Source organism: Mesorhizobium sp. M0621, from assembly GCF_040320745.1.
GTDB lineage: Bacteria > Pseudomonadota > Alphaproteobacteria > Rhizobiales > Rhizobiaceae > Mesorhizobium.
In genome coordinates this window covers 31748-46398 of record NZ_JAMYQF010000009.1, presented here as the reverse complement: position 1 = coordinate 46398, position 14651 = coordinate 31748, and the positions used below count along the sequence as shown (strand labels likewise).

At 62.7% G+C, this 14651-nt stretch carries 15 protein-coding genes; 5 read left to right on the top strand and 10 right to left on the bottom strand.

Features of this window, described 5'->3' with window-relative positions; genetic code table 11:
- Positions 1-125: 125 nt before the first annotated feature.
- From NKI38_RS08870 to NKI38_RS08855, 4 genes are all read left to right on the top strand, one after another.
- On the top strand, positions 126-572 hold the full coding sequence (locus tag NKI38_RS08870; protein ID WP_352656514.1) for a hypothetical protein: 447 nt from the start codon (positions 126-128) through the stop codon (positions 570-572).
- A 311-nt stretch (positions 573-883) separates the two neighbouring features.
- Entirely contained in the window at positions 884-2743 is a 1860-nt protein-coding gene (locus tag NKI38_RS08865; RefSeq protein WP_352656513.1) for an ABC transporter ATP-binding protein, read from the top strand.
- The gene (locus tag NKI38_RS08860; RefSeq protein ID WP_352656511.1) at positions 2743-4635 is read left to right on the top strand and encodes an ABC transporter ATP-binding protein; all 1893 of its coding nucleotides are present in this window, start codon (positions 2743-2745) and stop codon (positions 4633-4635) included. The genes NKI38_RS08865 and NKI38_RS08860 overlap by 1 nt, the downstream gene beginning before the upstream one ends.
- 134 nt (positions 4636-4769) lie before the next feature.
- Positions 4770-5102, top strand: a complete 333-nt coding sequence (locus tag NKI38_RS08855; RefSeq protein WP_352628978.1) for a hypothetical protein — start codon at positions 4770-4772, stop codon at positions 5100-5102.
- Between the two features lie 47 nt (positions 5103-5149).
- On the opposite strand, the gene NKI38_RS08850 is transcribed toward NKI38_RS08855, so the two are convergent.
- The 8 genes from NKI38_RS08850 to NKI38_RS08815 form a co-directional block, all read right to left on the bottom strand.
- Positions 5150-5932: an ABC transporter ATP-binding protein gene (locus tag NKI38_RS08850; protein WP_352656509.1), complete on the bottom strand. Its 783-nt coding sequence runs from the start codon at positions 5930-5932 to the stop codon at positions 5150-5152.
- Positions 5933-5942: 10 nt separating this feature from the next.
- Positions 5943-6710, bottom strand: a complete 768-nt coding sequence (locus NKI38_RS08845) for an ABC transporter permease (RefSeq protein ID WP_352656507.1) — start codon at positions 6708-6710, stop codon at positions 5943-5945.
- A gap of 124 nt (positions 6711-6834) precedes the next feature.
- Positions 6835-7842, bottom strand: coding sequence for an ABC transporter substrate-binding protein (locus NKI38_RS08840; protein ID WP_352656723.1), 1008 nt, complete (start codon positions 7840-7842; stop codon positions 6835-6837).
- A 208-nt stretch (positions 7843-8050) separates the two neighbouring features.
- The gene (locus NKI38_RS08835) at positions 8051-9343 is read right to left on the bottom strand and encodes a hypothetical protein (protein ID WP_352656506.1); all 1293 of its coding nucleotides are present in this window, start codon (positions 9341-9343) and stop codon (positions 8051-8053) included.
- Between the two features lie 109 nt (positions 9344-9452).
- Positions 9453-10184 (bottom strand): histidine utilization transcriptional repressor HutC, encoded by a 732-nt coding sequence (gene hutC / locus NKI38_RS08830; protein ID WP_352656504.1) that lies wholly within the window; start codon positions 10182-10184, stop codon positions 9453-9455.
- A gap of 32 nt (positions 10185-10216) precedes the next feature.
- Entirely contained in the window at positions 10217-11242 is a 1026-nt protein-coding gene (locus NKI38_RS08825) for a zinc-dependent alcohol dehydrogenase (protein WP_352656502.1), read from the bottom strand.
- Positions 11243-11257: 15 nt separating this feature from the next.
- A complete protein-coding gene (gene hisD / locus NKI38_RS08820; protein ID WP_352656500.1) occupies positions 11258-12580 on the bottom strand; it encodes a histidinol dehydrogenase in 1323 nt (440 codons plus the stop codon).
- Between the two features lie 195 nt (positions 12581-12775).
- Positions 12776-13549 (bottom strand): SDR family NAD(P)-dependent oxidoreductase, encoded by a 774-nt coding sequence (locus tag NKI38_RS08815; protein WP_352656498.1) that lies wholly within the window; start codon positions 13547-13549, stop codon positions 12776-12778.
- 237 nt (positions 13550-13786) lie between these two features.
- Here NKI38_RS08815 and NKI38_RS08810 point away from each other — a divergent pair, with 237 nt between their 5' ends.
- Complete coding sequence (locus tag NKI38_RS08810) at positions 13787-14050, top strand: hypothetical protein (RefSeq protein ID WP_352656496.1); 264 nt, start codon at positions 13787-13789, stop codon at positions 14048-14050.
- Between the two features lies 1 nt (position 14051).
- Here the strand turns inward: NKI38_RS08810 and NKI38_RS08805 are convergent, their stop codons facing one another.
- Together NKI38_RS08805 and NKI38_RS08800 are read right to left on the bottom strand one after the other, a co-directional pair.
- Positions 14052-14252 carry a hypothetical protein gene (locus tag NKI38_RS08805; protein ID WP_352656494.1) on the bottom strand — a complete coding sequence of 67 codons (201 nt, stop codon included), beginning with the start codon at positions 14250-14252 and terminating at the stop codon, positions 14052-14054.
- Between the two features lie 63 nt (positions 14253-14315).
- The gene (locus tag NKI38_RS08800) at positions 14316-14573 is read right to left on the bottom strand and encodes a BrnA antitoxin family protein (RefSeq protein WP_352656492.1); all 258 of its coding nucleotides are present in this window, start codon (positions 14571-14573) and stop codon (positions 14316-14318) included.
- Positions 14574-14651 lie beyond the last annotated feature (78 nt).

The following is a 14651-nucleotide window of genomic DNA, read 5'->3' as shown; positions in this document are numbered from 1 at the left end:
GTCGCGGCGTACTGACTTGCCGTAACCGGAAGCCCGGAGTTCTACCGCCGAGATGGACTTCGGCGCTTCTTCGCATACAAGTAAATGCGTTTGTGCTAATATATCATCGCCATGCACCTTCGTGCGTGACCAACCAATGGGAGGACGCGATGAAAACCATGAATCGCAGGTCTGCAATTGCCCTCGGTATGACGGCTGCCGCGGCGACGCCTTTTTTTGCCCTGACGGCATCCGCGAAGGCCAAGAAATACGGCCCGAAAGAAGGCAAGGAGATTGCGCCCGGTGTCAGACTGGTTGAGGTCGGCACCGGCAACGCCGACATTCCCGCCTACAAGAGCATCTCGATTGTCGACATAGTCTTTCAGCCCGGAGCACACGTGCCTCAAACCGTGATGGACAACGACATGGTCTGCACGATCACTTCCGGCGCGTTCACCATCAAGAAGGCAGACAAGGAATTCAAGCTCAAGACAGGTGACATGTACACCTGCGCCAAGGGCAAGACCGACGAGGCGACGAATACAAGCAAAGAGGTCGGCGTGCATCGTATCGCCGTCCTGATACCTGCCTAGCAGCTGGAGTTCCGGCCGGACAGGCGGCTTGCATGCTGTCCGGCCGTCGTTTTGCGGATCGCCGGCCGCTGGCGTTGTCGGCTAGCGCCCCAACAAGGTGAGCAGGATTCCACCCCTTGCGGCGTGTGCCGGCGCTGGCGCCCGGTCATGCATCGGATCGCACTCGCGGTAGCGCGTTTCCGATCAGGTATAGTGCGATACCCGAATTGGCTCTTGAACGGTCAACTCGGACGCGCGTACCATCATATCATCTGAATTGAGTCTGCTTTATTAGTCCGGGCTAAGATCCGGATTGGCTTGGATATTTTTCCTTGAACACGCAAGCAATCGGCGGCGCGCCGGAGCGCGGCAAATCGTTTGCCCATGTGGCGGAAGCCTCCTGGGGCAAGGGCCTCAGCACCTTGCTCCGCATCGTGCGCATGACGCTGCGCCATCCCTGGCAGGTCGCCATCACCATCGCCTCGACCTTCATTGCCGCGACGCTGCAGCTTTTCATTCCCCGCCTGCTGGGACGCGCCATCGACCAGGCGCAAGGCGTCATGGCCGCGGGTGCCGGCACTGCCGCGGAGCAGGCGCTGTGGAGCACGGCGCTGACGCTGCTCGTCGTCAGCATCCTGCGCGGTCTTTTCACCATGGCGCAAAACTACTATGGCGAGGCCGTCGGCCACCGAACCGGCTATGAACTGCGCCTGGCCTTCTACGAGAAGATCCAGCGCCTGAGCTTTGCCTACCACGACAGGGTCCACACCGGCGATCTGATCACGCTCGGCCTGCTCGATCTCGACGGCGTGCGCATGTTCTTTTCCACCGGCATCCTGCGCGTCGTGCTGCTCGGCGTACTGATCGGCGTCGGTGCCTATTTGCTGATCAGCACCGACCTCGTACTCGGGCTGCTCAGCCTGAGCTTCGTGCCCTTCGTCGCCTGGCGGTCCTCGGTCACCCAGCTGGCGCTGCGCAGCACCTGGCTAACGTTGCAGGAGCGCCTCTCGGTGCTGAGCCGGGTGATGGACGAGAATCTCGGGGGCATCCGTGTCGTGCGCGCCTTCGCGGCGCAGCGGCACGAGCTCGAAAAATTCGACCGCGCCAAGCTGTCGGCGCTGGAGCTTGCCAATCAGCGCGTCGACATCCGCGTCGCCAACACCAGCGCCATGAACTTCTCCTTCCTGGCCGCCATGGGCCTGGTGCTCTGGTTCGGCGGCCAGAAGGTGATTGCGGGCCAAATCAGCGTCGGCACGCTGGCCCAGTTTCTCACCTTCATGACCATCCTGCAGATGCCGGTGCGCCAGCTCGGCCTGATGGTCAACTCCTTCGCGCGCGCCTCGACCTGCGGCACCCGCCTGTTCGAGTTGCTCGACGCTGAGCTCGACATCGAGGACGCGGCTGGCGCCAAGGACCTCGTCGTTACCGACGGCGTGCTGCGCTTCGACAATGTCGGCTTCCGCTACGAGGGCGTGGGCGGCCGGCCGACGCTGTCGGGCATCTCATTCGAGGCCCGGTCCGGCGAGACCATCGGCATTGTCGGCCCGCCTGGCAGCGGCAAGTCGACCATCGCGCACCTGATCCCGCGTTTCTACGACGTCACGTCAGGTGCGATCACCATTGATGGCCAGGACATCCGTGAGGTGACGCTGCAATCGCTGCGCAAGGCCGTCGGCGTCGTGCAGCAGGATGCGTTCCTGTTCACCACCTCGATCGAGAACAACATCGCCTACGGCAATCCCTGGGCGCGCGAGACCCGCATCGGGCAGGCGGCCGAGTACGCCCAGCTGCACAACTACATCATCGGTCTCCCGGCGGGCTACACCACGGTCGTCGGCGAACGCGGTGCGTCGCTTTCCGGTGGCCAGCGGCAGCGCCTGACCATCGCCCGCAGCCTGATGCTGCGGCCATCGGTGCTGGTCTTCGACGATTCGACCGCGGCAATAGACGCCGGCACCGAGCAGCGTATCCGGGCGGCGATGAAGCGCTTTGCCAAGGATCGCGTCACGCTGATCATCTCGCATCGGCTGAGCTCGCTGATGCATGCCGACCAGATCCTGTTCGTCGAGGGCGGCCGGATCGTCGAGCGCGGCACGCATGAGGAACTGCTGGCGCTCGGCGGACGCTACCGCGCCCTCTACGACCTGCAGCTGCGGCCGGAGGACGACCGGTCCGTGGCGGGAGCCGCGTGATGTCGACACAGAACGACGACGACAAGGAAGACACCAGCGGGCGGCCGACAAAGGCGGTCGTGGGCTCGCACCGCGACGAGGAAGAGGTTTTCGGCAAAGCCTACGATCCGCGCATCATCAGGCGTATCTGGAGCTTCGTGAGGCCGTACCAGAGCCGGATTTTCATCTCGGTCGCTGCAGTGCTGGTGTTCACGCTGACGCAACTGGCGATCCCGCTGGTCATCCGCTACGCCATCGACCACGGCATGACGGCGGGCAGGCTCGACCAGTCGGTGATGATCGCCGCGATCGGGGCTTTCTCAGCGATCATCCTAATCAACTATGCCGCCAGCTATGTGCAGGAAAGCGTCGTCGGCAAGGTCGCCGAGAACGTGCTGTCCGACCTGCGCCGTGCCATGTTCAGCCACCTGCAGCGGGTCTCGCTGAGTTTCATGGACAAGACCGAGGTCGGCCGGCTGATGTCGCGCCTGCAGGGCGACGTCAATTCGATGCAGGAATTCCTCGAGACGTCTGTGATGTCGGTGGGCGACATCGTGCTTTTGTTCGGCATTGTCAGCGTGCTTTTGTGGCTCGATTTCCGGCTAGGGTTGCTGACGCTGTCGACCATGCCGGTGCTGTTCATCGTGCGCCTGTTCTGGCTGCCGCGCGCCAAGGTCGCCTTCATGGCCGCGCACGAAACCAACTCGATCGCCAACGGCGCGCTGGCCGAAGGCATCCATGGCGTGCGCACGGTGCAGAGCCTCGAGCGTCAGCACGTCAATTTCGACCTCTACGACGAGAAAGTGCTGGCCAATCTCAATGCCCATCTGCGCTCGGCGAAATATGCGCAGGTGATGGTGCCGATCGTCGACACGTTGACCGGCATCGCCATGGCGACGGTCATCGTCGTCGGTGGTTCGATGGTGCTCTCGCACAGCCTCGACATCGGCGTCATGGTGGCGTTCCTGTTCTACATCCAGCGCTTCTTCGACCCGATCCGCTCGCTGACCATGCAGTACAGCGTCATGCAGCGCGCCATGGCTTCGGGCCAGCGCATCTCCGAAGTCCTCGACGTTCCCGTCGATGTCAGTGACAGGCAAGGCGCCGTCGCCCTGTCGCGCGACATGGACGGCTCGGTCGAGTTCAGGAACGTCACCTTCGGCTACCGGCAGAACCAGCCGGTGCTGAAGAACATCTCCTTCCGCGTCAATCCGGGCGAGACCGTCGCATTGGTCGGCCCGACCGGATCGGGCAAGTCGAGCTCGATGGCGCTGGTGCATCGCTTCTACGATGTCTGGTCGGGTGAGGTCCTGGTCGGCGGCCACGATGTGCGTGACCTGACGCAGGATTCGCTCGGCGATCAGGTGGCGATGGTGCTGCAGCAGCCGTTCCTGTTCTCCGGCTCGGTGCTGGAAAACATCCGCTATCACAAGACATCAGCCAGCCGTGAGGAGGTGGTGCGTGCCGCGGAGGCCGTCGGCGCGCATGATTTCATCGAGAACCTGCCCGACGGCTACGACACCGAGCTCGAGCAGCGCGGCGGCAATCTCTCGCTCGGCCAGCGCCAGCTGATCAGTTTTGCGCGCGCCCTGGTGGCGGATGCGAAGATCCTGGTGCTCGACGAAGCCACGGCCAGCATCGATTCCTACACCGAGATGCTGATCCAGAAGGCGCTGGTCAAACTGCTGGAAGGCCGCACAGGGCTGGTCATCGCCCATCGTCTGGCCACCATCCGCGGCGCCGACCGCATCATCGTGCTGCAAAACGGCGAGATCGTCGAAAGCGGCAACCACGAACAGCTGATGGCCAGAAAAGGCCTCTACGCCCGCCTCTACAACATGAACTACGCTTCGTTCGATGACATTTCTGGGGAAGAAATGGCAATGGACGCGGCGCTCGGCAAAGCGACCTGAGTGCGGCCAGCAAGCGGCGATTGCGCAATACGGCCGTTGTCCAAAGATCGCTTGTCCCGATTTTGTGAAGGAACGTGTGGGTGCAAAATCCGTTTTCGTCCCGTGCATGTCTCGCATGAACAGGAGGCATCCTCATGAAACGGCAGATGATGCTCACCGGTGCCATTGTCTTGGCGGCCGCGAGCGCGATCTCTTTTAGCACTGTCGCCGATGCCGCGGTCGTCAGGCACCATTCTGTCCGGCATGCCGCGGCACATCGTGGCGGCGAGCATCGGCACGTGGTTCACCGGGAATATCTACGGTCTGACGTGTGGGTTGGCGGCGGTTGGACGGGCGACAACTCGGCGGGCGACAATAGCCGGATGGACAGCTACTACAATGGTTACGGCAGCTACCATGGGTATGTCGGCGACTTTTGCGGAACCGTCGCGTGGACGCTCGGTCTATGCGGTCCCCACGGCCCCTGATTCCTGACTGATATGTGGGACCAACGAATTGTTTGACCGCCCGGATGCTACGCCATTTCGGGGTGTTTCGAGCCTTCGCGAATGGCTTTGTGCACGCCGCGCTGCAGATCCATGAATACAGGGCTTTCCATCACCTCTTCGCGGCGCGGACGCTCGATGTCGACATTGAAGGTCTGCGTGATGCGCCCCGGGCCGATCCCCATGACGACGATCCGGTCCGACAGATAGACGGCCTCCTCCACGTCATGGGTGACAAACAGGACGGTCAACCTGTGTTCCTCCCAGATCTGGGTCAGCAGCTCCTGCATCTGGTGCCGGGTCAAGGCATCGAGCGCGCCGAAGGGCTCGTCCATCAACAGCATCTTGGGCCGATAGGAAAGCGCACGCGCGATGGCAACGCGCTGTTTCATGCCGCCCGAGAGTTCGGCCGGATAGCGGTCGGCACTATCCGACAGCTTGACGAGTTCGAGATGCTCCAGCGCGATCCTGCGGCAGGTCGCGCGGTCGTAACCGGCGGCCTTGAGGGCAAACTCGATGTTCTGCCGCGCCGTCAGCCAGGGAAGCAGCGTGTAGGACTGGAAGACGACGCCACGGTCGAGACCCGGCTGCAGGATCGGCGCGCCGTCGATGCTGAGATCGCCGGCGTCGAAATCCTGCAACCCGGCGACGATCGACAGCAGCGTGCTCTTGCCGCAGCCCGATGTCCCGACCAGCGAGACAAACTCATTGTCGGCAAGATCGAGGTTGATATCGCGCAGCACTTCCTTGCGCCGCTCGCCGGTGCCGAAGCTCTTGTGGAGACCGGCGATCCGCAATTTGGGGGGGCTCATCGGCTGGACCTCATTGCGAGCGGCCCTCTTGCTTGAACAGCACCTTTTCCAGCGCCTTCATCACCTGATCGGTGATGAGGCCAAGCACGCCAAGCAGCAGGATGTAGCCGATGATGGTGTTGGTCTGGAAATAGCGCTGCGACACGGTGATGCGATAGCCGAGACCCGATGTCGCCGCGACGAGTTCGGCCAGCACCAGCCAGGTCCATGCCCAGCCGAGGCTGATGCGCAGCGTATCCCAGATGCCCGGCAAGGCGCTGGGAACGACGATGCGCGTCAGGATCTTGCGATCCGGCAGACCGAGCGTGCGCCCAAGGCCGATAAAATCGGCGGGAACCCGTTTCACATTGTCCATGATCATCAGCACCTGCTGGAAGAAGGTGCCGATGAAGATGATCAGGAACTTCTGCGAATCGCCGGTGCCCGCCCACAGGATCGATAGCGGCACGAAGGCGACGACCGGCATGTAGCGGATGAAATCCACCAGCGGCTCGATGGCCGCTTCCCAGGAACGGAAACTGCCGATCAGCACACCGATCGGTATCGACAGTGCCGAGGCGATGAGGAAGCCGATGGAAATGCGATACATCGAGGCTTTGAGGTCCAGCCACAACGTGCCGTCAGCCGCGAGCTTGGCGATCTGCGTCGCGACGCTGCCCGGCGACGGCAGGAAGATGGGCTTCACCAATCCCAGTCCGGTCGCCGCCCACCAGGCAAGGCCAAGCCCGACAAAGACAGCCACCGCGATGGTCAGAAAACGCGACCTGGCGATGGGCACGCCGATCCCGGAGGATCGGCGGCGGCGCGCCGGTTTCGCGATGGGGCTTGGCGCGGAGTGCGCCGGACCCGTTTTCGCGGGGGGCTCCCCGGGCATCTGCGTCACCACCGCGATCCGGCCTTGGTCATTCCGCCGCCTTGACGAAGGACGGGTCGATCATCTGCTCCGGCGTCACATCGGCCTGCAGCAGCTTGGCGTTCTTGGCGGCCGCTTCGACATCGGCGAAGGTCTTGGTGGTGAAGTCGCCGGTGAGCGCCGTCTTGTTTTCGGCGAGCGAGTAATAGCGCACGCCGTCAAAGGCGGTGTTGAGGTCCTTTACGTCCGAACCGACCGCCTTGGCGATGATGGTGCGGCCACCTGATGTGTCGGCATTGTAATCCTTGAGCGCCGCGTCCCAGCTCTTGATCATGGCCAGCACCTGGCCGGGCCGCGACTTGATCACCTCGTCGCGCACCACCAGCACGTCGCTGATCAGGCCGGGATCCTCGCCGGCGGTGAACAGCAGCTTGAGATCCTTGTTCTGTGCCATGGCGACGGTGAGGTACGGTTCATAGGTCACCGCGACCGGCACCTGGCCGGCGATCAGGGCGCTGCCGGCGTCGGACGCCGGCATCGGAACCGGCTTCACGTCGTCGATCGACATGCCGTTCCTGGCGAGTGCGTATTTGAGCAGGATGTCGCTCGTCGTGCCTTCCTCGAAGGCGACCTGCTTGCCCTTGAGGTCTGCGATGGAGGTGACGTCCTTGCCGGCGATGATGGCGTCGGCGGTCATGCTGACATCGAGCAGCAGCACGATCTTCACCGGCAGGCCGGCAGCAACCATGCCCATAGCCGTGTGGGTGGCGATATTGGCGGCGTCGAGCTGGCCGCTTGCAAGTGCTGCATTGATGTCCTTGTCCTCGGCGAAGTTGACGATCTGGACGTCCGTCAGCCCGTTTGCCTTGAACAGCGCCTTGGCCTCGGCGACATGCCACTGGCCATAGCCAAGCCAGGGCTCGATGCCGATCTTGAACGACCCCGCCTCGGGCGTGGTGGGAATGGCCGCATCGGCCGCGTAGGCTGCCGGGGCGGCGGCGAGTCCGATCGCGGCGGCCATCACGAGCGCGCGAAATTGTCCTGTTAGGTTACGCATCATCTTTGTTCCCCTTGATGATCAGACCGCTTTTTCTAACCCAGGTAGCCGGTCTGGTGAGACTGCGGGTTTCTGCTCTTGCGGCACTGTGCCTCGGCGTCTTACCTGCCACTTCATGGTGAAAGTGCAAGGATATTTCAGCGTCAGCGGGAGCGGATGTCAAGGCTAAAATACATACATGCATATACAAGTTGGAAAGACTCAATTTTCAAGCTTTTTCCGGATCGATGCGGTCGAGGAAATCGGTCACCCGATCGGCTCCGGCAACGGGTTCGCTGCCGACCATGACCGCGACTGAAAAGGCAATGAGGGAGGAGACCGGCGTGTGACTGCGCGCGCCGGCGCGCAGGTTCATGACCAGCGTCGGCGACAGGAACAGCCCTGAGCGCAGCACCGCCCGCCAATCGGCCGGAAGCATGCCGCGTCGTTTCAGTTCCAGCAGCAATGGCCGCCACAGGTCTGTCGCCTTGACCTCCAGCAGATCCTGGCGGATCGGGCTCAGGTCCCAGTCCGTGTCGACATGGAGCAGGTTTCCGTCCAGCCGAGCCTGAGCGCGAAAAGCCTCTGTCGCGGTCGCCGGATCATAGAGCCAGAACGGGTGGGCGAAGATATTGTGGAACGTCGCCTTCACCTCCGCCAGCAGCGTCGGGATATGCGAGCCGGCAAAGGCGGGATCGAAGAAAGACAGCTCCGCCCTTCCCGCCTTCGCCGTGTACCAGACATTGGCGTTGTGGGCGTCGCCATGCGCGACCACGCCGCCCGCGTCGGCAAGCCGCTCCGGCCGCAAGCGCACCGCCGCGGCGTCGAAAAGCTCACTGATGCTGCTGGTGTAGCGCTGGCCGTTGATGACGAATTTCAGCCGGGAAAACCGATCCCAATCCAGTTCCACACCGGGGAAGACAAACGGTTTGCCGACATAGAAATCGGCCAGCCGGCCGCCTGGCGACGAGCGTGTCTCGGCATCGATCAGCCGCTCATGAAAAAGCCTGTGGATCGGCTCCGCCGCTACATCCTCGACAGTCACCGGATGCAGCGTCTCCAGATAGACCTTGAGCAGCCTTGCCGACAGGTCGCGCTCGGCAAGAACCGCCTCTTGCCGCTTCTCGCCATCATCTTCGGCATCCAGCGCGAACAGCACATCCGAAAATCTCGGATCCGTGCGGCGGCGATAGACAAGGATCTGCTCGCCCGGCTGGGCGGACATGTGCACCGGCTGATCGACCGGCAGGCCGGCGCGCGACAGAATCTCGGCGCGGTAGTACTCGCCCGTCATCGCCTCTTCCCGCTCCTCCTGATGGAACTTGAAGAAGTAGGCCTTGCCGTCGTCTTCGAAGAAGCCGTTCAACGAATTGAGGCTGTATTTGTCGAAGTTGATGCGGACATTGCGGGGGGTCATCTCGAACAGGTCGCCCAGCAATGCCGACAGCGCACTTTGTGCCTCGGCAACATCATGCTGCGCGAGAGCCCGGATCCACGCCGTGCGGCTGGGTGTCTGCGTCATCTGTCGCTCCTTCCAGCCAGTTCGTTAGCCGAGGGCGAAACCATTCTCATCAGTACATGTATATACATTGGCAACGAAATCGCTCCTGCTTGCATTCGCCATGATTCCGTCAGCTGTTTTTGGAAGGGGAGTAGCGGCTGCCGAGCGAATAGCGGCTGCCGGCATAAGTCAGCTTGCTGATCGTCGCCACCACCGCACCCGTCCATGTCCGGCGATGCAGGAAAAGGCAGCAGGCGCCGACATCGATGCCCAGATGCCGCGCTGTCTCGGCATCCGCCGGGATCGCCGAGATGATGTGTTCGACCTCGGTCACCGGGGTTTTCTGCATGAGGTAGTCATAGGTCGCCGTCTTCGAAAAATCCTGCTTGTCATAATCGGGGATGAGGCTCGGATTGACGAAGCGCTCTTCCAACTGCACCGGCAGATCGTTCTCGAAATTGACGACGACGGAATGATAGATCGAGACACGCTTTGGAAACTCGAACGACAGCGTCAGTTCCTTTGTCGGCATGATAGTTTCGAGGACGAGGACTTCGGAACGATGCCTGTTGCCGCGCTCGACGATTTCCGCCGCGATGTTGTTGATCTCGATCAGCGTCGATTGCGGCCGCGGCGGTGCAATGAAGGTCCCCACACCTTGCAGCCGGGTCAGAAATCCCGCCGCGGTCAGTTCCCGCAAGGCCCGGTGCACCGTCATCCGCGACACGCCGAGCGAAGCCACCAACTCATTTTCGGACGGCAGCTTGCGATCCTTGTTCCACTGGCCTTTTCCGATGTTGGTCAGGATGTAGTCCTTCACCTTCTCGTAGAGAGGGCTGGCCGTATCGGGCAAAGTGATCATTTCAAAAGTCCTTTCCGGCGATTTATCGGAAATCACGACTGCTCGACAGGTTGCCGCATGCGGATGATTGTTTTCAAGCCGTCGCTGCGCCCCGCCAACAGCCGCTCATAGGCGGCTGGAATGTCATCCAGGCCGATCTCTTGGTCGATCAGGGCCAGCAGCGGTTCGCTGAGTTCACCCAGCAGCCGCACAGCCTCGGGCAGTTCGTCGGCAAAGGCATGACATCCCAGCAATCCGATTTCGCGTTCGACCAGACTGTTGGGATCGATGTCGAGACGGTCATGGAAGATGCCGACCATGGCGACCGTACCGCCGGGATCGAGAACGCCGAGCAGCTGATTGAGGGCCACCACGCTGCCGGTCGCCTCAACGGCCGCGAGCAGCGAGGCATTGGCGGTTGCGGCGGCAATGGCGTCCCGGTTCAGATCGACGATCGTTGCCCCCGTCACCCGCGCCACGCGGGCACTGCGAGCCTGGTTGCGGTCGGCAACGAGCACGGTGCCAGCGAAGGTTCGCGACAGCAGCAACGCGGCAAGACCACCGATCGGTCCACAGCCGACGACAAGCACGGCGCCTGCCGTTTTCGGCAGCCGCCGCACCGCATGCAGCGCCACCGCAAGCGGCTCGGCCATCGCCGCGACGCGCTCGTCAAGCGCGGCATCGATGACATGCAAAAGCCGTGCGGGCAGCACCGCCTGTTCGGCAAATCCGCCGTCGCAGATCTCACCCACGAAGCCCAGCGACGCGCAGAGATGCCGCCTGCCGGCACGACATTGCGCGCAGTCTCCGCACCAGAAACGGGAATCCGCGATCACCCTGTCGGCGAGGGCGACGGTGTCGACGCCCTCGCCGATGGCGATCACCGTGCCGGTCAGCTCATGACCGGCCGTCGAAGGCGACCGGCTTATCCACTGGCCCGTGCGGAAATTGTGTAGATCCGAACCGCAGATGCCGGCGGCATCGACCCTCAGCTTGACCCAGCCCGCATCCGGCGCGTCCGGCGTGGCGATATCCTCGACGCGCAGGTCGCCGGGTCCATAAAGTCGTGCGGCCTTCATCGCGATCGTGTCCGCTCAGCCGGCGAGATAGCGGTCGCGGATTTCCGAGACCGCGTTCTCATGCGAGCTGAATCCTTCGTAGCGGGCGAGCCTGCGGGCATGCAGCGCCAGTTCCGGATAGGCGGCCGAGGTGACATAGCCGACCGACGAGCGCTTGACGAAATCCGTCACCGAAAGCGGCCCGTAGGTTCGCGCCCAGCGGCTGGTCGGCAGCACGGCATTGGGTCCGAGGACGAAGTTGGCAAGGGTCACCGGCGTGTGCGGTCCCATGAGAATTTCGGCCGCCTCGGTGATGCGCCCGAGATGCGCGAACGGCTCCGTCGACAGGATCTCGAGATGTTCGGGTGCATAGTCGTTGATGAAGCGGTAGCTGTCTTCCAGCGACGCGGTCAGCACGATGCCGCCGCGCTTGCCGGTCAGCACCGCGCGCGAGAACTCGACACGCTGCTCGGTCATCCGCGACCAGTGTTCGGGGATTGCAGCCAATGCGGCTTCGGCGACCTTGCGGCTGTGCGTCACCAGATAGGCCGACGAATCCGGCCCGTGCTCGGCTTCGATGAGAAGATCAAGCGCGGCAAGCCCGCCGTCGACGCTGTCATCGGCAAAGATGATCGCTTCCGACGGGCCGGCTGGAAGACCCGTATTGATGACCGAGGACAGGACGCTCTTGGCCGCCACCACCCACGGGCTGCCGGGTCCGACGATCTTGAGCGCGGGCTTGACCGTCTCGGTGCCGTAGGCGACGGCGGCGACGGCTTGCGCACCGCCGCATTTGTAGACGGTCCCCACGCCGGCGAGGCGCGCGGCGACCAGCGTCGCCGCATCCACCGAACCATCCGATGTCGGCGGCGTCACGATGGCGATCCGCGGCACGCCGGCAATCACCGCCGGAACCGACGTCATCATCGTCACCGACGGGAAAGCGCCCTTGCCACGCGGCACGTAAAGCGCAACGGACGCGATCGGCGTGTACCTGTCGCCGGCATAGGCACCCGGCCGGACTTCCTTGAGCCACATCGTTTCCGGCTTCTGCTCCTCATGGAAATGCCGGATATTGTCGATGCCGAACTGGATGCTCTCCACGACGTCCCTTTCGACCTTGTCGAACGCCGCGTCGAACTCACTCTCCGACACCTGCAGTTCGCCCTCAGCGACATTGGCCTTGTCGAGTTCCCTGGCAAACCGGATCAAGGCCGCGTCGCCTTCGTCCTTGACGGCCTGGATGATCGGCCGGACCTTTTCGACGAAGACCGTCAGATCGGCCTCGGCGCGCTTCAGCAGACTGGCGCGCTGGTCGGCATCGATGGATGACAAATCGTGGAAGCTGATGTCGGACATGGCTGCTCGTTCTCCTGGGACTTTTCGAACGCAATCACGGTTGGCGTTGGTCGGCCATAGTTCTGCAGGCCGACGGGTCGACCCGGAACAAGGATCGAAGCCATCGAGAGGCTTCACTCGGGCAAAAGTATATACATGTATGTATGATGGTCGCCAGCAATTTTTCCATCATCCTTGCCGAGACGAATCGCTGCATCAGATCGAGGCGAGAAAGCCGCCATCGACCGGGATGGACTGGCCGGTGATGTAGGCCGCGGCGTCCGAAGCGAGGAAGACGGCGATGCCGTGCAGATCGCGAAGATCGCCGAAACGGCGCTGCGGGATCTTGGCCAGCATCGACTGCTGCCATGCCTCGTTGCTATAGAAGACGTCGGTCATCGCCGTCCTGAAATAGCCCGGCGCGATGGCGTTGACCCGGATGCCAAGCTCCGCCCACTCCGCCGCCAGCGCCCGCGTCATGCCGAGAAGGCCCGACTTCGACGAGCCATACGGCACCGCAGTGGGGATTCCGACTTCGGACGTCAGCGAGCACAGATTGATGATGGCGCCGGACCGGCCGGCGTCCCGCATCTGCCGCGCGGCGGCCTGGGCACAGAAGAACGCTCCCTTCAGATTCGTGTCGACGATCCTGTCCCACAGCGCCTCGTCGACATCGAGCGAGGGCCGCACCTCCTCCATCCCGGCATTGTTGACGAGAATGTCGAGACCGCCAAGCAGCCTGGCGGCCTCGGCGGTTGCTGCCCGGCAGCGGCCGACATCGGTAACGTCGAGTGCAATGGCATGCGCCACCCCGCCGGCCGCGCGGATGGCTGCCGTCGTCTCCTCAAGCGAAGCCAGGCTACGCGCCGTCACAGCAACGTCGGCGCCGGCCGCGCTGAGCGCTTCGGCGATGCTGCGCCCGATGCCGCGGCTTGCGCCGGTGACAAGCGCCTTCCTGCCGGAGAGATCGAAGAGAGAAGCGTTGCGCATGTGATCCTCCTGGTGCCGGCTTCGGTTTCGAACGCTATCATACGATCTTACATATACAAGCATATACAAAGTGCTTCAGCTGCGCTTCTGATGACATCATTCGCTGCATGAGCACCCTTGTCGTCAATGTCGACGGCACATTTTTTGGTCTCAAACCGGACGCAGCTCTTAACTTTCGCGGCGTGGGTTTTTACATCCCTTGGCGTCTGCAAACCATTGACGCTTGAGGAGGCTCCTTTGCAGCAGCAACCAGACTCTGTCGCCGCCCGCCGATTGGGCATTCTCATCGAGCAATATGTGGAAGCGCGCAAAAAGCGCTACGACTATGTGTCGACTGAACACGCCTATCGGGCCATCCGGCAGGTCCTCAAACCCGCCATTCCCGATCGCGAACTCGATGACATGGTCGCCTCGCATGCCGTCAAGAAGGGTTTGGCAGTCGTTTTCGACCGCCAAACCAAAGCGTCCGCCGATGATATTCCTCCGGGAACACGGTTTTAGGTCAACGCATGCCGGTCGGCGGCCGCGTCAGGCCGCCGACCAATAAGCGCCCGGCGTCCGCGCCCGGTTTGTCGAATACAGGACGGTTGTCCTGTTCTGCCATGCCGCGCAGAAAATCGCCAAGGATGCCGCGACCTTTGCCGTGGAATGCAGCGGAACAGAATTCTGCACCGCTGCAGCGCTCTGAAGTCGCGGCATGCATCCTCTGGTCTGCGCCGCGTTGCTACGCTCCTTGCTTCGCCCGTGGATGACGAAGCAATGGGCTCTACTCGTCTTCCGAACCGCCGGCAGTCGGCTTGCCTTCTATCGCCCGCCGCAAAGCATCGTTGATGCGGTCCTGCCAGCCCGGTCCATCCTCCTGGAAATGATCCAGCACGGCGCGGTCGATCCGGATCGAAACAAGCTCCCTGACGCCTGGAGCGGCCGAGGGCTCACGGACCGGAGCAGCCGGCTTCTTCACCGGCTTGAAAGCCGCTTCTGCGGCCGTCATCGGATTTGTCGGTCGGCGCGGGGGATTTGCCATTGGATGACCCTAACTGAAGACGATTCGTGCTCGACGCTGCACGCTTGCGCCACCATAGCCCAACCGGCGCCGTTGCGC

Bases quoted from the DNA above. Each gene is read 5' to 3' on its own strand.
- NKI38_RS08860 (WP_352656511.1), top strand. From the start codon at position 2,743: ATGTCGACACAGAACGACGACGACAAGGAAGACACCAGCGGGCGGCCG.
- NKI38_RS08855 (WP_352628978.1), top strand. From the start codon at position 4,770: ATGAAACGGCAGATGATGCTCACCGGTGCCATTGTCTTGGCGGCCGCG.
- NKI38_RS08850 (WP_352656509.1), bottom strand. From the start codon at position 5,932: ATGAGCCCCCCCAAATTGCGGATCGCCGGTCTCCACAAGAGCTTCGGC.
- NKI38_RS08840 (WP_352656723.1), bottom strand. From the start codon at position 7,842: ATGCGTAACCTAACAGGACAATTTCGCGCGCTCGTGATGGCCGCCGCG.
- NKI38_RS08835 (WP_352656506.1), bottom strand. From the start codon at position 9,343: ATGACGCAGACACCCAGCCGCACGGCGTGGATCCGGGCTCTCGCGCAG.
- hutC (WP_352656504.1), bottom strand. From the start codon at position 10,184: ATGATCACTTTGCCCGATACGGCCAGCCCTCTCTACGAGAAGGTGAAG.
- NKI38_RS08825 (WP_352656502.1), bottom strand. From the start codon at position 11,242: ATGAAGGCCGCACGACTTTATGGACCCGGCGACCTGCGCGTCGAGGAT.
- hisD (WP_352656500.1), bottom strand. From the start codon at position 12,580: ATGTCCGACATCAGCTTCCACGATTTGTCATCCATCGATGCCGACCAG.
- NKI38_RS08815 (WP_352656498.1), bottom strand. From the start codon at position 13,549: ATGCGCAACGCTTCTCTCTTCGATCTCTCCGGCAGGAAGGCGCTTGTC.
- NKI38_RS08805 (WP_352656494.1), bottom strand. From the start codon at position 14,252: ATGCATGCCGCGACTTCAGAGCGCTGCAGCGGTGCAGAATTCTGTTCC.
- NKI38_RS08800 (WP_352656492.1), bottom strand. From the start codon at position 14,573: ATGGCAAATCCCCCGCGCCGACCGACAAATCCGATGACGGCCGCAGAA.